General features: G+C 35.8%; 11 protein-coding genes. 8 read left to right on the plus strand and 3 right to left on the minus strand.

Annotated features, from left to right (window positions below):
• Window positions 1–114: 114 nt before the first annotated feature.
• Window positions 115–2,274, minus strand: coding sequence for a peptidylprolyl isomerase (locus tag IV494_RS10205; RefSeq protein WP_196080034.1), 2,160 nt, complete (start codon window positions 2,272–2,274; stop codon window positions 115–117).
• A gap of 235 nt (window positions 2,275–2,509) precedes the next feature.
• Between IV494_RS10205 and lon the strand changes: the two genes are divergently transcribed.
• Window positions 2,510–4,915 carry an endopeptidase La gene (gene lon / locus IV494_RS10210; RefSeq protein ID WP_196080035.1) on the plus strand — a complete coding sequence of 802 codons (2,406 nt, stop codon included), beginning with the start codon at window positions 2,510–2,512 and terminating at the stop codon, window positions 4,913–4,915.
• Between the two features lie 55 nt (window positions 4,916–4,970).
• Here lon and IV494_RS10215 read toward each other — a convergent pair whose 3' ends face one another.
• Window positions 4,971–8,255 (minus strand): T9SS type A sorting domain-containing protein, encoded by a 3,285-nt coding sequence (locus tag IV494_RS10215; protein WP_196080036.1) that lies wholly within the window; start codon window positions 8,253–8,255, stop codon window positions 4,971–4,973.
• Between the two features lie 202 nt (window positions 8,256–8,457).
• Here IV494_RS10215 and IV494_RS10220 point away from each other — a divergent pair, with 202 nt between their 5' ends.
• From IV494_RS10220 to IV494_RS10230, 3 genes are all read left to right on the plus strand, one after another.
• The gene (locus IV494_RS10220) at window positions 8,458–9,567 is read left to right on the plus strand and encodes an AI-2E family transporter (protein ID WP_196080037.1); all 1,110 of its coding nucleotides are present in this window, start codon (window positions 8,458–8,460) and stop codon (window positions 9,565–9,567) included.
• A 134-nt stretch (window positions 9,568–9,701) separates the two neighbouring features.
• Window positions 9,702–10,604, plus strand: coding sequence for a DUF4349 domain-containing protein (locus IV494_RS10225; protein ID WP_196080038.1), 903 nt, complete (start codon window positions 9,702–9,704; stop codon window positions 10,602–10,604).
• A gap of 28 nt (window positions 10,605–10,632) precedes the next feature.
• Window positions 10,633–11,058 carry a hypothetical protein gene (locus IV494_RS10230; protein WP_196080039.1) on the plus strand — a complete coding sequence of 142 codons (426 nt, stop codon included), beginning with the start codon at window positions 10,633–10,635 and terminating at the stop codon, window positions 11,056–11,058.
• A 57-nt stretch (window positions 11,059–11,115) separates the two neighbouring features.
• Here the strand turns inward: IV494_RS10230 and IV494_RS10235 are convergent, their stop codons facing one another.
• Entirely contained in the window at window positions 11,116–12,951 is a 1,836-nt protein-coding gene (locus IV494_RS10235) for a DUF3857 domain-containing protein (protein WP_196080040.1), read from the minus strand.
• Window positions 12,952–13,157: 206 nt separating this feature from the next.
• Between IV494_RS10235 and pgi the strand changes: the two genes are divergently transcribed.
• Genes pgi through IV494_RS10255 form a run of 4 tightly spaced genes read left to right on the plus strand, consistent with a single transcriptional unit; the run spans window position 13,158 to window position 17,744 of the window.
• A complete protein-coding gene (gene pgi, locus IV494_RS10240; protein ID WP_196080041.1) occupies window positions 13,158–14,798 on the plus strand; it encodes a glucose-6-phosphate isomerase in 1,641 nt (546 codons plus the stop codon).
• A 32-nt stretch (window positions 14,799–14,830) separates the two neighbouring features.
• Complete coding sequence (locus tag IV494_RS10245; RefSeq protein WP_196080042.1) at window positions 14,831–15,715, plus strand: bifunctional 5,10-methylenetetrahydrofolate dehydrogenase/5,10-methenyltetrahydrofolate cyclohydrolase; 885 nt, start codon at window positions 14,831–14,833, stop codon at window positions 15,713–15,715.
• On the plus strand, window positions 15,708–16,340 hold the full coding sequence (locus tag IV494_RS10250; RefSeq protein ID WP_196080043.1) for a 7-carboxy-7-deazaguanine synthase QueE: 633 nt from the start codon (window positions 15,708–15,710) through the stop codon (window positions 16,338–16,340). The genes IV494_RS10245 and IV494_RS10250 overlap by 8 nt, the downstream gene beginning before the upstream one ends.
• Before the next feature lie 36 nt (window positions 16,341–16,376).
• The gene (locus IV494_RS10255) at window positions 16,377–17,744 is read left to right on the plus strand and encodes an exopolysaccharide biosynthesis polyprenyl glycosylphosphotransferase (protein WP_196080044.1); all 1,368 of its coding nucleotides are present in this window, start codon (window positions 16,377–16,379) and stop codon (window positions 17,742–17,744) included.
• Window positions 17,745–17,755 lie beyond the last annotated feature (11 nt).

A 17,755-nucleotide genomic window follows, 5' to 3' on the forward strand; every position in this document is an offset into this window, starting at 1 on the left:
TAATTTTTAATCAACAAATATAATACATTTTATATAAACACCATCTAATTTTGTTCAGTCAAGGTCCAAAAAAAGCGACTTAAAAAAGTCGCTTTTGATATAAATAATTGTTAATTATTGTTGTTGTTGTTGTGAAGCTCTGTTATAAACTTCGATCCGGTAATCTTTGATGTTGGCATTGTCTTGAAGACTTTTCAACAATGACTGTCCGAACTGTTGTGAATTCTGTCCTGCAATAGCCTGCGTGATCTGTTTGATGTCTCCAGGTTGTTTATTAATTGTTTCAGATTTTTTAACCAAAACATAAACTCCGGTCATACCTTCTACAGGATTAGAAAGCTTTCCTTTTGCTACACCAAATGCCGCACCTGCAACTCTTGGTTCCATTGCTCCTGCAATTTGAGGACTCAACATATTTGCCTGCGCAGATTGTTTCGCAGCACCAAATAATTTAGAGATCTGATCTAAACTTGTTGCTTTAGCAGCAGTAATTTTATCTGAAATTTGTTTCGCTAAAATTTTGTTTTTAACAAGTGGCTCCAGTTGATCTCTCACCGCTTCCGGATCTGCTGTTCCAGCATCCTGAACACCGTTTAAGAAAGCAACAATTCTATCGCCTGTTCCATCTACAGTAAAAATATCAGTATCGCCTTTATTTCTTTTTTTGTTGAAAGCCCATGCAATAATTTCTTCATCTTTATCTGTTCCTAAACCTGGCAATTGTCCCTGGAAACGGCCAACTTCTTTTGGATTAGAGAAAAGATAACTTCCTTTCTTCGCAATGTTAGAAAAATCATTGAAAGATTTCCCCTGAACTTGCTGAATAAATTTGGTTGCTTTTGTGTAGATCTCGTTTTCAGTCTTATCAGAAGGCTTGATGGCTTTAACCAAATTCGCCACTTTATAAGTCATGGCTCCAGATTTTTTATCCTCAATATTGATGATGTGATATCCGAATTGTGTTTCAACTACCGCCGTTGCACCTTTTCCGTTATCTGCTAAGAATTTCAAATATTCCGGTACAAATGGTGTTGCAGGAGTCGTCCAACCTACACTTCCACCTTGAGCAGCGGAACCTGGATCAGATGAATATTTCAGAAATTCTGTAAATTTAGCAGGATCAGCTTTTAAAATTGTTCCGATCGAGTCTGCTAATTTTTTAGCCTGCTCTTTCGTTCTTGTTTCATTGGCTCCGGCTTGATTTCCTTTGTATGATACTAGGATATGACGCGAAAGTGTAGAATCTGAAGGTTTTTTATCCAGTAATTTAGTTACCACATAAAAGTTCTGCTCTTTGTATGGGCCGAAAGTAGCTCCTACACTTGCTGTAGCTACTTTATCTTTAATCGCTACCGGTAATTGTGCCTGAGAAAAATACTGTGGATTAAAAGGCATATCAGAATTCAATGCAATAAACATAGAATCATTCGTAGTATTCTGGAAATTTTCTTTTCCGCCACTTACATCACTTCCCTGGGAAAACAATTTGTTGATCTCTGTTTCAGTGGATTTATCATCTTCAGTACTTGGAGCTGCCGGGAAATATACCAAACCGATATTTCTGCTTGCGTCTCTCTTATACATTACAGGATGTTTCTTAATATAATCTGCCAAATCCTGCGTTGTAACTTTCACGGGATTTTTCTGAGCGTAAGTATTGTAATCAACTTTTACAAAATCGATATCTGCAACCTGATCTCTCTGCTTCATCATTTCTTCAGCTTCTTTTTTACCAACGGTAATTCCTGTAGAAACATTAGCAAAAAGTTGTCTCGCCATCATTCTGTATTCAATCGATTTTTTAGTTTTCAACCAATTATTATACATTTCTGCATTGCCACCTTTTTGCAGTTCTTCGATCTGTTTTTTGATCTCCTGAACTTTGAAATTACCTTTTGCATCAAAATTTTCTTTGTTTTGTGCAAACATTGGATCAAATTGTAATTGGTTCCAGAACATATCGTTGGTTAGCGTAAGTCCCATTTTCTCAAACTGCTGTTTGATCAATTTTGACTGCACTACCAATTGCCATGCCTGCTCTTCCAATCCTTTTGAAGGTTGACCTTTTTGTTGTGCCTGTTGTTGAAGCATAAAAAGTTGATCATCATAATCTTCTTTTGTAATTTCGTCACCATTCACTTTTCCGTAAACTCCAGCTTTTGCACCAAATAATTTTTCCAAACTATCTGGATTAACGACAAACGCTAACATTGCAATTGCGATGATTCCCATCAAAAGCCACGGTCTGTTTCTAATCTCTCCTAAAACTGCCATTTTTTGTATAATTTTATCAGTTTGCGAAAATACACATTTTTAAGAGATTGAGAAAAAATTTGAAGCTTTAAAAACGATTTATTTACAGATAATGGAAAATTTGTCTAAATTTTCTCTTGGCATAGTGCTTGTGAAATTAAAAAGAACTTTTTATTAAAGGCTCTTTTAAAGCAAATCATCGCATTTGATGAGTAACTATTTAAATTAAATGACAATTTGTCATTCCAAAAATATTATGACAGAATTTGAAGATATAGCATTCGATGAAATTATGGACGATGGTTTCAGTATTGTAACTGAAGAAATAAACATTTCCGAAATTATGGATGTTTCTAAAAACAAAGAACAGAAGATTTTTCCCATTTTGCCGGTAAGAAATATGGTAATGTTTCCAAAAGTGGTCATTCCCATTACAGCAGGAAGGGAAATGTCGATCCAGCTTTTAGAAGAAGCTCAGAAAAACAATGAATTTATTGGGATTTTGAGTCAGAATAATTCATCCATCGAAAATCCTACGCAAAAAGATCTTTATCAAACGGGAACTTTAGCGAAGATCATTAAGATCATTAAACTTCCGGAAGGTAATGTTACCGCAATCACGAGAGGATTTCAAAGGTTTAAGATAAAAACATTTACTTCCGCAAAACCTTATTTTAAGGCGGAGATCACGAAACTAAAAGATGTTTCTTCCAAAAAAACGGAAGAGTATAATGCGCTTCTGGAAAACATTAAAGATCTAGCAGTGAAAATTATTGAGCTCGATCCAAACATTCCAAATGCGGCTAATTTTGCCATCAAAAACATGAGTGATCCTGAAGATCTGCTCAATTTTATTTGCACAAATGCTAATTTCACTTCTTTCGATAAACAAAAATTGCTGGAAGAAAAAAGCTTGTTGATCCGTGCGCAAAAATGTTACGAACTGATGCATGATGATTTCCGGAAACTGGAACTCAGAAATCAAATTCATCAGAAAACCAATAAAGAATTAGACAAAAGCCAGAGAGAATATTTCCTTAATCAGCAGATGCGAACCATTCAGGATGAATTAGGAGGTGGCCCCGAATCTGATGTTGAGGAACTTTTAGAAAAAGCCAAAAAGATCAAATGGAACGATGAAGTAGAGGAACATTTCAAAAAAGAAATCAACCGTCTTCAACGACAAAATCCAAATTCTCCCGATTACAATGTTCAAAGAAATTACCTCGATTTCTTTACTGATCTGCCTTGGGAAAAATACTCCAAAGATATTTTTGACATCCACAAAGCTGAACGGGTTTTAGATAAAGCGCATTTTGGTTTGGAAGACATCAAGAAAAGGATCTTGGAACATATGGCGGTTCTGAAACTGAAAAATAATATGAAATCCCCGATTTTATGTTTAGTTGGTCCTCCCGGAGTTGGAAAAACTTCTCTTGGGAAATCAATTGCTGATGCATTGGGAAGAAAATATGTGAGAGTTTCTTTAGGCGGTCTGCACGATGAATCTGAAATTCGCGGACACCGAAAAACTTATATTGGTGCGATGGCGGGAAGAATTTTACAGTCCATTAAAAAATCAGGAACCTCGAATCCGGTGATTGTTTTAGATGAAATTGATAAAATTGCAAGTGGAATTCATGGCGACCCAAGTTCAGCTTTATTAGAAGTTTTAGATCCTGAGCAAAACAATTCTTTCTACGATAATTTCTTAGAAATGGGTTACGATCTTTCGAAAGTAATGTTTATTGCCACGGCAAATTCGCTTTCTACTGTTCAAAGACCACTTCTTGACAGAATGGAAATCATCGAAATTGCCGGTTATACTTTAGAGGAGAAGGTTGAAATCGCAAAACGTCACCTCATCAAAAAACAACAGGAAGAAAACGGCTTAGATGCAAAATCTTTTAAACTGGGAAATGCCGAATTGAAACATATTGTGGATGCCCATACTTCCGAAAGCGGCGTTCGTGGTTTAGAAAAGCAAATCGCTTCAGTTGCAAGATGGATCGCTTTACAAACCGCGATGGAAAAATCCTACGACCCGAAAATTTCTATCGAAAAAATTGATGAAATTCTCGGTGTTCCAAGAATGAAAAGTTTATCAGAAATTACCGGTGTTCCGGGAGTTGTGACAGGTTTAGCGTGGACGCAAGTTGGTGGTGATATTCTTTTTATAGAAAGTATTTTAAGTGAAGGAAAAGGTAATCTGACGATGACCGGAAACCTCGGAAACGTAATGAAAGAATCGGCGACGATCGCGCTGGAATATATTAAAGCCAAACATAAAGAACTGGGGATTTCTTCTGAAGACATTCAGAAAAATAATATTCACGTTCACGTTCCGGAAGGCGCAACGCCGAAAGATGGACCATCTGCGGGAATTGCGATGTTGACTTCAATCGTTTCAAGTTTCAAAAATAAAAAAGTAAAATCACATCTTGCTATGACGGGAGAAATTACTTTGCGTGGAAAAGTTCTTCCAGTTGGTGGAATCAAAGAAAAATTACTCGCGGCAGCTCGTGCCGGAATCAAGGAAATTATTCTTTGTGAGGCGAATCGAAAAGATGTAGAGGAAATCAAAAAAGATTATCTGAAAAATTTGAAAGTCAATTATGTAAGCCGGATGAGCGAAGTGATTGATCTCGCTATTGAAAAATAAAAGATAAAAAACCCTTTCTGAAATATTGCAGAAAGGGTTTTTTTTGTTGAAGTTTTTACCTTCTAATTATTTTTTTAGTAACTTTTTGGTTGTGGTCATTTTGAACAACTAAAACATAGATCCCTTTTGGTAAGTTAACCGTCGAAATTTTTTGATCAACGACCTTACCACTTTTAACTAATTTTCCTGAGACATCAAATAATTGGTATTCAAATTTTCCGACCTGCTTTATGTTTATAAAATCATCAACAGGATTCGGATAGATCTCGAGATCATTGAAGGTATTTTGTTCGTAGGCATTTAATGGACCCGCGGGACACTGAATTGGCGCAATCTCTATCATTCCGTTATCACCTCTATAAACATCCAGTTGTTTTGCACAGCGAACATTCATGGCAAATTGAGGTTTAAAAGATTGTGAATGATCTGAGGTGAAATCCACAATAGTCCCGGAATACATATTATCTCCATTGATAACCATCGCTTTTGCCTCGCCTCTCTGAAATATTTCTGGTGCTGCAGACCATAATGCCGTGTAATTAATTCCCGCCAGCAAAGAATTATCAGTTACATTTAATGCCTTGCTGTTCGGATAATTACCGATAACGTAACCATTGGTATTATTGGCAAAATTCCATCCGAAAACCTCACCTGCTGTTTTCATTATTTTACTTCCTCCATATATTGTAGAAACATTATAGGGTAAAGATTGTGGAACTCCAAAAAACGCTGTTTTAATCTCCGAAATATTTGTGGTTCCTACTGCTGATAAAAGTGCAGAATTAAAGGCAAATGTAGTAGAACTTGTTCCATTGGCAAAGTACCAAGGAGAAGTTCCTCTTACTTCGGTATCTTGTCCAGCAACTGCAAAATTTTGTCTTAATGAGTTAAAATTCAGAAAACTAAAATCGGGAATTCGCCAACCTTCCGGACAAGGGTCGAAAACAGATTTTGTATCAGCATGTCCCCATCTTTCAGAGTACAATCCATTGATAGACGATAGCCAGTCGTTCGTCGCAGTCTCGACAAGCATTGAAGTTGGATTCTGCGCAGAGAAATTAAGCATTTTCGCTATTTTTTCTGCTTTTTTTAAGCTTGACGCATGCACTGCCGTTGCTTCATTGGTAATTTGACTTATTGAAGTAATGTCGGGATCCCAGGAAATAATTTCACCATACGTTGAAGTTGCTTCATTAAAGTCTATAACAGGTTTGTAAATACTGTAATTTTCCGCATTTCCAGCATATTGAAATGAGTTGAGCGGATCTTTTCGACCCCACTGATAAAACAATCCAATAGATTTTTTAGCCTTATTGATGAGTATTAGATCTATAGATAAATTGGTTATATCCGAAGGAAAACTGTAGACTGCTCCAAGATTTCTATCCATGAACTGAGTTGTTAATGGTGAAGCTCCACTATTTGTATATCCAATGGTATTAAGCATTGGCCGTTCTGTTTCTGTGGTGTAAGTAAAAGCTGCGGCGGTGGGATCTTCATTTGGAACCCAAATATGCCAACTCCAGTATATTTCGCCTGTAACTGCATTTTCTATACTTACCAAAGCATTGCCGGTAGCTCCGGCTTTTCTTTTCAATTTAATATAGGCACGTTTCAGATCTCCGCAAGAGTTATCTAATTTAATATTCTGAATTAGATCTTTATTGGAGGTCCATAAAACATTAGCTCTTAAATTACCGGGAACCGTTTGATGATCCGTAAGATATTGATTATAAACCGCTAAACCTTTTAGTATTGGAAAATTAAAATCTGATCCATCTGGTGCTAAAATATAAGAGTTGGGTAGATGTAGACCTTCTTTGATTTCTGTAACCGCAGCATTGTCAAAAAACTCCGTCGGGAAATCATAATTTTGGACGGGTGCGCCGGAGATTGTGGTTAACTGATAATTAAAATCTTTCACACATTTTACATTTGATCCAGAGGTTCCCACTGTTACATGAGAATATAAGGCAAATGCACCCTTCCCATTATTGGCATCAAATCTACCAACATCATTTATAAAGGACATTGTTCGAGATTGTCCTGCGGTAGACATCGTGGCGCTAAATAAATCGACTTCAGATTGTATATCCTGCGAATAAAACTGAGTTGCAGGTGGATTTGTTTTATAATAAACATACTTTCCATTTGTGGCAAATGTTCCAAAAGTTCTTCCTGTAGAATTACGAAAATCAACACCCAAACCAGGGTAAAATTTAACCTGATCGGCACGTGGACTGGTTACATTAGGGTTTATCAAGTCTATAACTAAGGTCGACCCACCGCTTCCATTCCAACCCCATGGTGAACTGAAGTTTTGTGTAACCCGTTGATTTACGAACGAAGGAACCCTCCAGCCATTAGGACATGGATCATAGGGCGACTTCAGTTTCATTTTTTTATTATTTGCAAGAGAAGTACTGTTTGATCCACCCATATTGTCTGCCCATAAATCATGCGTGACATCATCGGTATCTGTTGGAGTATTGCTACCCGTTTTAAATGGCAAATTAGAGTACCACGGCTCATTGGTTACCGACGGACTGGGTAAAATAGGCGCAACGGGATTATTTACGCTGTATTTTATCAGATCATTTACCAAATCTGTAGGGTAAGCTGCTCCTCCTCTTATATAATTAGGATAGACTGAAGAATATCCTGGGGATTGGGCAAAATATGGATGTCTTAAAGCCTGTGATTCCGAACCGGCTTCATAATAACTAAGGTCTTTATAGATAAAAACAGGAAAAGGATCTTTTCTGCCGTACTGATAGCTTAATCCAGAGGACTTATTCCATTCATTCCCTAAAAAACTATTACTCGAGGCTCCCAGTGTGCGGTCCATAAATGTGAGCGTATATTTAGAAGTGCCATTGATGTCCTGTATTTCATAAAAAGGACTGAAGACGTTATCAAAACTTGAATTTCCCGGCTCATCGACAACCCAAATATGCCAACTCCAGTACGTGATGTCATCAACCTTGTAATCTACAACTGCATTACCTTTACCTTTTGCACGATTGATCTCCACTTCAATTTTTGCTGCATTTCCAGCACCCGTTATTGATAAATTCCTGATTAAACCGGGATTGTCTTCCCATACCAGTGTACTTGTTGCAATTCCCGCGGGAATAGTTGTACCCACGCCGCCCGTCGATAAATATTCTGCCTGTTCCCACATTTTATATGCTTTTATTACCGGGATCAGCAAACCTTTTCTATCAATTGGTGAGTTGATATCAAAAATGTAGGAATTGGGTGCTTTTTTGTAATCTTGGGCTACAAAATACTTTGCAGATAAGACGGACAGTAAAATAGTAAAAATTAATTTTCTCATTGTGTTTCGTTTTATTGTGTCTTACAATATAAAACTAAAATTTATAAAAAAGGAGCATTGTTCTGTATTTCAGTTCTTAACGGGTGAAAATAGGGTGTTTTAACCCACGAATTAAGTTTTATTTCTACATTAAAGATAATTTTATTCCTATTAAAATTTCCAAATAAAGAAATATATTTGTTTATTAAAAGTTCTTTGTTTTATGAAAGAAATCAAACTTCCTTTTGTTCTCAAACTTGCCTTAATTCTGGTGAGTATTTTAGCTATGGGTTATCTGGCAAAAATAGGAAAAGCTGTTTTGGCTCCCCTTTTCTTTTCCTTTTTGATGGCACTTTTGTTTTTACCTTTTGCCAATTTTCTAGAGCGAAGAGCGAAATTTTCCCGCACTATTTCTACATTTTCTTCTTTGCTGGTGATGTTGATCTTTCTTTCTGGACTCATTTATTTTTTCACCATACAACTCGGCGATTTTGCAAATGATTTTCCGGTTTTAAAATCGCAGGTATCAAAATCTTTTGGAGAACTTCAGGTGTGGGTTTCTCACAACTTTCATTTGAACTTTACGAAGCAGATGAGTTACATCAATCAAGCACTGGAAAAAGTGCTTTCTTCAACTGGTGTTATTTTGGGCTTCACATTTTCTATGTTTTCATCTACGATGGCATTTTTCGTATTTAGTGCTTTATTTTTCATTTTTCTGTTGAACTATCGCCGTATTTTATATGGTTTTATCATTTCCGTTTTCAATGAAAAACATTATTCTAAAGTGAACGAAGCGATCCTTGAAATTCAAAAAATAATTAAGGTTTATATTTCAGGGCTTTTAATTCAGATCCTCATCGTTAGTATTTTAACAACGCTTTTATTATCAATCTTGGGAGTGAAATATGCAATCTTACTGGGTGTTTTAACAGGACTTCTAAACGTAATTCCTTACATCGGAATTTTAGTTTCAGGGTTTATGGCGTGTTTAATTTCTTTCGCGACTGGTGGAAACCATACTTTTTTAGTTCTGTTCGGATACATTGCGATTCACTTAATTGATTCCAATATTACTTTACCTTTAGTCGTAGGTTCAAAAGTAAAGATCAATGCACTTTTTACTTTCATAGGACTTTTAGTGGGCGAAGAATTGTGGGGAATTTCGGGGATGTTTCTGAGTATTCCATTCTTAGCTATTTTAAAAATTGTATTTGAACGCACAGAAGGAATGGAACCCTGGGGAAAACTTCTCGGCGAAGAAAGTAGAATTAATAAAATCCGAAGAAAATACAAAATCACGAAGAAAATCATACTCGAAGAAAAAGAGTAAAACACTTAACTTCCTCATTCGCAATTAACTGCAATTCCAAATTAGTTTTACAAGAACTAAAAAACGCATTTACAAGCTTTACAAAAAATTCAGACGGAGATTTGTTTCAACAAAACCCTCAAAATTAATCCGTTATGAAAACACCTATTTTAAACACTGCATGTACTTTACTTATTTTCGCAGCATTATCTTCCTGCAACAAAACCGGAACCGCAGAATCTGCTAAATACGAAGATACAGTTGCTCAATCTGATTCGTCATCACCTTCCGACAGCATTTCTTCGGTCGCCACCTTGCAGGTAAAAGACAAGCAGTTCATTAAATCTGCCGAAGTAAATATGGAAGTCAAAGATGTTTACGAGACTACCATTATTCTGGAAAAATCTCTGAAAGATCTGGGTGGATTCGTCACTTCCTCCAATTTGAATTCCAACATTCTATCTGAAAAAACTTTCTCGATTTCCGATGAGAAGGCAATGATGGTTCGCAAATTTCAAACTGAAAACAAGATGGAAGTTCGAATTCCTACGGAGAAGCTGGGTGATTTTCTACAGATCATTAACGAGAAAAAAGTATTTTTAAACTCCAGGATTATTCTAGCAGAAGACGTTACGTCTAATATCAAACTAGCGAAACTGGAAAAAGAAAGGAATAAAAATACGGAGAAAAACATTTCAAAACTTAATCTTAATAAGGACAAATTCAAAATGACGGATGAAAATCAGAGCGAAAATAATTATCAACAGTTCGCTGATTTCGATATGAAAGATCAATTAGAATACAGCACGGTACAAATTTTCCTGACAGAACCTGAAGTTCGTGTGGCTCAAATTGCAGTTTCAAATACCCAAAATTTAGAAAACCAATCTAATTTCTTTTACGATCTCAAAAACGCGGTTTCAGATGGATTTAATTTAATTAAGAGGATCATCATTGGTCTTTTCGGCATTTGGCCTTTAATATTAATCAGTGTAACAGCGTTCTTTTTGTATAAAAGAAAAAAAACATTGAAAATTGTAACTGCAGACAAAAATTAACTGTAAATTTATCTTCAAATAAAAAAACATGAAAAAGTTATTTTTTTTAACCCTCTTATTTACAACAGTCTATTCCTATGCTCAAGTTGTTGCAACTTCAAAAAGCAAGGATTTAAATGAAGTTTACAAAGGTGGGAATCAGGAATTTGTGAAAGATGTGCAGAATAATTTCAACAATTTCTCTTCTGATTTTCAAGCAAATGGCATTTTTACTTTAATATTCGATCTGGATAACAAAGGAAACATCATTAATCCGAAAGTTTTGCCCGAAACAGACAATGATTTCACGCTTGCATTAATTAGATCTTTTAAAAGGGTCAAAAATAATTTTAGTACAAACACACCCAGAAAAAATATAGCGGTATCGCTGGATTTCAGCACAAATTTTAAAAGTGATGATGGTCGTGACCGCTTTACGGCGACTCCAATGTCAAACGCTGCGAGACCAAATTAAAAATATCGATCAAATAATTTTCCAGAAAACCTTCAGTATAATAATTCTGAAGGTTTTTTATTTGATCATTTTAATCACCGCAACCTCAGAAAAAACACTCTCCAGTTGCGTTATAAATTGTTGATATTCCTGAATTTCATTGTTCTGAAAAACAGTTTTATTGATGAGTAAAGACCAGGTTAAAAACCGTTCATCTTTATCAGATTTCACTTCCTGTAAATATTGAAGACTCCCATTAAACGCTGATAGTTTTCTACTGAATTGATCAGTTTCCATCTTGTAATTTTGGGGTAATTTGGTACGAAACATGATGGTTGCCAAATAAGGAAAATCTAATTCGATCGGATAATCTCTGTTTTTTTCAACCGTTAGATCTTTAAGAGTTTTTGTGAGCGGATTTTCAATAACGAACAAAGAATTCGTTGGGTTTTCAAACTCAATGGTATGACTGCTCGATTTCGATTCCTCACCTTCCTTCTTTGTCTGTTCATTGGTTTTAATTCCTTGAAAAACGTTGAGCGGTCTTTGATTGATTGATTCTGAATTAAAGTAACCTTTGCTTCTGTTTTTCACTTCGAGCTCAGAATTAGTTTCTCCAATAATTAAATTTTGTTCCGAAATAAATTCGGAAAGTGACGGAGCAACAGTCGTGAAAACTTCGCCACGATCATCTAATCCCAAAACAATATAATTGAAATTATCCAGAGATAAAAAGCGTAGATTTTCCGGCTTCGAGGTGGCGCCATCGATCAACAGTTTTTCACCATCATCAACTTCTACTATATTCAGAAGGGTTTGCAATTTTGAAAAAGTAGGATACGCAACAATAATTCTTCCGTTGGATCGTGAACTATTGATGACCAGTTGAGCATTTATTTTCTTCGCCCTCAAAATTCCATTGAGCAGAATGTTAAAATCTGCAGCGTTTCCTGTTTTCTTCTGCAAAAATTCGCTTTGCATATTTGAAGCTTGAAACGCTAAATATCGATTCCATTTATAGAAATCCCTTAAATACTGCACACAATTTCTTAAGGTTTCAAATTTAGTAGGACCATTTTTAATTTTCGAGGCGATTTGTTGAAAATCAACCTTTTCACTGCTCTTTTCAACATCCTTAATGATCAAATTTTTGAAACCTTTCCAGGAGTTTTCAGAATAGTAAGATCCATAATATTTTCTGGCAGAAGTATATTGAAACATGATTCGTTCCCTGTAATCTTCGACATTGTACACATTTTTGAAAATGTTGTCACTTGGAATATTGATCAGTTCCCATTCTTTATTATTTTTATTTCTCTTATCAATATATTTTTTGTTGAGTTGTTGTCCTTTTAAAATGACTTTATAATCTGCAACCGTCGCCACTTTCAAAAATAGTTGAGAAGAAAGGGTAGGAATCGCATTTTGAAAACGCCAGGGTGAAGCATAAAGATTACTCGTGCGGAAAATTTTTACTTTATATTCTATGATAGAACCCACGCGAACATTAGGAAAAGCGAATGCAATTTCTTCGATATCGCCATTTCTACTCACGATGATATCTTTTTTATCGAGCGGCGTTACAATTTCTTTCCCATCGACAAAATTAATAGTTTGCGCATCCTGCAAAACAATATTATCATTATGAACAGCCGGTCTGTAACTCCATTTTTTTTGTGCATTTTCAAACCCGTTGATTGATAAGATCTTAGTTCTGCCGTATTCTAGAAGTTCATAACCATCATCTGTAATTTTTAAATGACCTATTTCTCCCAACTTCACGGCATCTGCGCCAGGTTCAAAAGAAACGTCGTCCAGCTCAATTTCTTTCTGAGAAATTTTCCCCCATTCCATATTTTGGCAGAAAGCCGTGTTGAAAAAGAGCAGAAATAAAAATTGTAAAAGTAATTTCATAAAAATCAGAATTGGGTTGAAGGGAGAGCAATTGGAATTTTCGTTCTGTTTAAAAATTGAGCAGATAAACAGTTGGAAAATCGCTTCCAAACAAAAATAATCATTTCTTATAAACCGCAAAATTCTCTATCCACTCATTTTTCCGTAAATTTGCAACGGCTTTTAAAAAAAGAAAAATTTAAAATCTCTAATTTAAAATTTCTAAAATGTTACCTAAAATAAATCCTACTCAAACAGCCGCTTGGAAAGCACTTACCGCACATTTTGCACAAAATGATTTCGAACTTCGGACTCTTTTTCAATATAATCCAGAACGATTTAACCAATTTTCGGTTCAACGAAAAGATTATCTTTTTGATTATTCTAAAAACTTAATTGATTCAAGAACTTTCGACCTTTTACAGGATTTAGCAGAAGAATGTGAAGTTAAATCGGCAATTGAAAAAATGTTTTCCGGGGATAAAATCAATGAGACTGAAGGAAGAGCAGTTTTGCACACCGCATTACGCGATTTTTCTGATAAAGAAATTCTGGTCGATGGTGAAAACATTAAACCAGGAATTAAAAGAGTTTTAAACCAAATGAAAACTTTTTCAGAAAAAATTATTTCTGGCGAACACAAAGGTTTTTCCGGCAAAGAAATTACCGATATCGTAAATATTGGCATTGGTGGCTCCGATCTAGGACCGGTCATGGTTTGTTCAGCTTTGAAACATTTTAAAACCAGACTTGATGTCCATTTTGTTTCTAATGTAGACGGAAATCACATTGCGGAAGTTTTGAAAGATCTGAATCCTGAAACTACGCTTTTCATTATTGCCTCAAAAACTTTTACCACTCAGGAAACCATGACAAATGCTGCATCTGCAAAAGACTGGTTTTTTAAAAGTGGTACACAGCAAGATGTCGAAAAACATTTCGTAGCACTTTCTACAAATACGGAAGCCGTAAAAAAATTCGGAATTGCCGAAGAAAATATTTTTGAATTCTGGGATTGGGTCGGTGGACGATATTCTCTTTGGAGTGCAATCGGTTTAAGCATCGTTCTTTTTATTGGTTATGAAAATTTTGAACAATTATTGAAAGGTGCGAATGAAACCGATATTCATTTTAAAACCGCTGATTTCAGAGAAAACGTTCCTGTGATCATGGCACTTACTGGAATCTGGTACAGAAACTTTTTTGATGCCGGAACGTATGCAATTCTTCCCTACTCCCAATATCTGGATCGTTTTCCGGCATATTTGCAACAAGGCGATATGGAAAGCAACGGAAAATGTGTAGACAGAAATGGTCATTTTGTTGAGTATGAAACGGGGCCGATCATTTGGGGAGAACCCGGGACAAACGGTCAACACGCGTTTTATCAGTTAATTCATCAGGGAACTGAATTAATTCCTGCAGATTTTATTGCTTATGTAGAATCTTGCAATGTGGTTTCTGATCATCAGGAAAAATTACTGGCGAACTTTTTTGCACAAACAGAAGCGTTGGCTTTTGGAAAAACCGAAGAAGAAGCAAGAGCTGATTTGGAAAAATCCGGATTCTCAGCGGAAGAAGTTAAAAGATTGACGAACTATAAAGTTTTCCATGGAAATACGCCTACCAACTCTATCTTTTTCAATGAATTAACTCCTTTTTCATTGGGACAGCTGATCGCGTTGTACGAACATAAGATTTTTGTACAGGGTGTAATCTGGAACATTTTCAGTTTCGATCAGTTTGGAGTAGAATTAGGTAAAGTCCTGGCGGGGAAAATTCTGGCACAACTGGAAAATACCGAGAAGATTGAATCTCACGATTCTTCCACCAATGGTTTGATGAATTATTATAAAGAGAAAAAGTAAAAAGTAAATAAATCTAAAAAGTAAAAAGTAAAATGGCTCAAATTCTAGACGGACTGAAAGTTTCGAAAGAAATCAAAGAGGAAATTCGCATTGATGTTGATAAGATCATTGCCGGTCACCGGAGACCACCGCATTTAGTGGCAATATTGGTTGGAAGCAACGGTGCAAGTATGACTTATGTGAACAACAAAATTAAAGACTGCAAAGAAGTTGGGTTTAAATCTTCGTTAATTAAATTTCCGAGTACCGTTTCGGAAGCTGAACTTTTAGAAACGATCGGCGAACTCAATCATTCCAAAGATGTGGATGGATTCATTGTGCAACTGCCTTTACCAAAACAGATCGATCAGGAGAAAATCATTATGGCGATCGATCCGAGAAAAGATGTAGACGGTTTTCACCCGGAAAATTTTGGGAAAATGGCGTTGGAAATGGATACTTTTTTACCAGCAACTCCGTTTGGGATTTTAACATTGCTAGAAAGATATCAAATTGATACAAAAGGAAAACACTGCGTAATTATCGGACGAAGCAGAATTGTCGGAAAACCGATGAGTATTTTGATGGGAAGAAAAGATTTCCCCGGAAATTCGACGGTGACCTTAACGCACTCCTACACGCCACATATTGAAGATTTTACCAGGAATGCAGATATCGTAATAACGGCGCTTGGTGATCCCAACTTTTTGAAAGGCGATATGATTAAAAAGGGTGCAGTAGTGATTGATGTGGGAATTACGAGAGTAGAAGACAACACAGAAAAAGGATATAAACTAATGGGCGACGTTGATTTTGAAAGTTGCAAGGAAATCGCCTCTGCAATTACTCCGGTTCCTGGTGGAGTCGGACCAATGACAAGAGCAATGCTCATGAAAAATACACTTTTGGCTTATAAAACTTCAGTATACAATGACTAAAGAGGAAGAAAATATTTTATTAAAAGAAGGTAAAATGCTCCCAGTGATGGAGCATTTTTACACGATACAGGGAGAAGGAGCACATACAGGAAAAGCTGCCTACTTTATAAGACTGGGTGGTTGCGATGTCGGTTGCCATTGGTGTGATGTGAAAGAAAGTTGGGATCCCAATCTTCATCCGTTGCTTTCTGCAGAAGAAATTGCACACACTGCAGCGAAACATTGTAAAACCATCGTTTTAACAGGAGGAGAACCCTTGATGTGGAATTTAGATTTTTTAACTTCGAAATTAAAAGAACTGGGTTGCGAAATTCATATCGAAACTTCCGGCGCTTATGAAATGAGTGGAACACTTGATTGGATCACCCTTTCACCAAAGAAAACAGGATTGCCAAAACCTGCTATTTATGCGAAAGCCAGTGAACTGAAAATGATCATTTTCAACAATAATGATTTTAAATTCGCCGAAGAACAGGCTGCAAAAGTTTCAGAAAACTGCAAACTTTATCTTCAAAGCGAATGGAGTAAAAGAGAAGAGATCTATCCGAAAATTACCGATTTTATATTAGCAAATCCAAAATGGCAGGCGTCTGTACAAACGCATAAATATTTGAATATTCCGTAAATTATGTTAAATTTACTTTTTATATAATTCGGCTTTATGCAAAAAATTCGATATTCTAGATATTTCAAAGCCACTTTTATTTTGCTTGACGTTCTGGTTATTGCTGGAGTCTTTCTGCTGTTTTTTATTAGAAATAATGATTTCAAATACGATAAAGAAATTTGGGAGCAGAACACCCTGTCTCTGATTCTGCTTACTCTTTTCTGGATTTTGCTTAGTGGAAGAACCAAATTATATTCAATTGCCAGAAATCTCACGTACACCATTTATCTGGAACGTCTTGTCACGCATATTTTTATATTTATTTTCGGCGTCATTTTACTGGCTAAAGTGAGCAACAATGATTTTTTGAAACAGGATCGTTTTCTTATTGCTATTTCCTTGTTCCTGTTGCTTTTTATCATTAAATCTCTGGTATTTTTTACTCTGAAATATGTGCGGACCTTAGGGATCAATTATAGAAACATTATGTTTTTGTACGAAGATTCTTCTACCGAATTACTCAAAAATATTTTAACGGAAAGAAAAGATTACGGATTTAAAATTTTCGAATATCCATCTGAAGAAAAATTTAACCCAGAGAATTTAATCAAATACTGGAAAGAAAATGGTATTCACACGATGTATCTTTCTTCTGACCGTTTTGAAAACGACCATGAACAGGACGTTTATCGTCTCGCGGAAATACATAAAGTTCGAATTTCTTTGATTCCCAGCATTGCTAAGAATAATTTTTTCCGTTATGATTTAGGATATATTGAAATGCAACCCGTTTTGGTTCGCTCAAAATTTCCGCTGGATTATCTGACCAACATTACGATGAAAAGAGCGGTAGACATCCTGTTTTCCAGCATCGTTCTTATCTTCATTTGCTCCTGGCTTTTTCCTTTGATCGCAATTTTAATAAAGCTGGATAATCCTGGATCGATCTTTTTTTTACAAAAAAGATATGGGTACCACGACAAAGTATTTAACTGCTTTAAATTTCGAACGATGTACGTCAACGACGATTGTACCAAACAAACAACGACAGAAAACGATAAACGAATTACCAAAATAGGCAGATTTCTCAGAAAAACAAGTTTAGATGAGATGCCGCAGTTTTTAAATGTTTTAAAAGGCGATATGTCCGTTGTTGGTCCGAGACCACACATGCTTTTGGTTGATGATTTTTACAAATTAAAAATTGGTCGATATTCCATCAGAAGTCTTGTAAAACCGGGCATTACAGGATTAGCACAGGTAAACGGACTTCGTGGAGATTCGGGAGACCGGGATATTCAAATGCAGAAAAGAATTTTGGCCGATGCTTTTTACGTAAAAAACTGGAGTTTAAGCCTCGATTTTATCATCATTTTAAAAACCATCTTTTTAGTTATTAATGGTGATAAAAATGCCAATTAAAAAAATTCAGA

Source organism: Kaistella gelatinilytica (assembly GCF_015679325.1).
In the GTDB taxonomy this organism is placed as follows: Bacteria; Bacteroidota; Bacteroidia; order Flavobacteriales; family Weeksellaceae; genus Kaistella; species Kaistella gelatinilytica.

What these genes read in the sequence shown, in the direction of transcription:
- IV494_RS10205 (WP_196080034.1), bottom strand. Translation starts at nt 2,274, where the DNA reads ATGGCAGTTTTAGGAGAGATTAGAAACAGACCGTGGCTTTTGATGGGA.
- lon (WP_196080035.1), top strand. Translation starts at nt 2,510, where the DNA reads ATGACAGAATTTGAAGATATAGCATTCGATGAAATTATGGACGATGGT.
- IV494_RS10215 (WP_196080036.1), bottom strand. Translation starts at nt 8,255, where the DNA reads ATGAGAAAATTAATTTTTACTATTTTACTGTCCGTCTTATCTGCAAAG.
- IV494_RS10220 (WP_196080037.1), top strand. Translation starts at nt 8,458, where the DNA reads ATGAAAGAAATCAAACTTCCTTTTGTTCTCAAACTTGCCTTAATTCTG.
- IV494_RS10225 (WP_196080038.1), top strand. Translation starts at nt 9,702, where the DNA reads ATGAAAACACCTATTTTAAACACTGCATGTACTTTACTTATTTTCGCA.
- IV494_RS10230 (WP_196080039.1), top strand. Translation starts at nt 10,633, where the DNA reads ATGAAAAAGTTATTTTTTTTAACCCTCTTATTTACAACAGTCTATTCC.
- IV494_RS10235 (WP_196080040.1), bottom strand. Translation starts at nt 12,951, where the DNA reads ATGAAATTACTTTTACAATTTTTATTTCTGCTCTTTTTCAACACGGCT.
- pgi (WP_196080041.1), top strand. Translation starts at nt 13,158, where the DNA reads ATGTTACCTAAAATAAATCCTACTCAAACAGCCGCTTGGAAAGCACTT.
- IV494_RS10245 (WP_196080042.1), top strand. Translation starts at nt 14,831, where the DNA reads ATGGCTCAAATTCTAGACGGACTGAAAGTTTCGAAAGAAATCAAAGAG.
- IV494_RS10250 (WP_196080043.1), top strand. Translation starts at nt 15,708, where the DNA reads ATGACTAAAGAGGAAGAAAATATTTTATTAAAAGAAGGTAAAATGCTC.
- IV494_RS10255 (WP_196080044.1), top strand. Translation starts at nt 16,377, where the DNA reads ATGCAAAAAATTCGATATTCTAGATATTTCAAAGCCACTTTTATTTTG.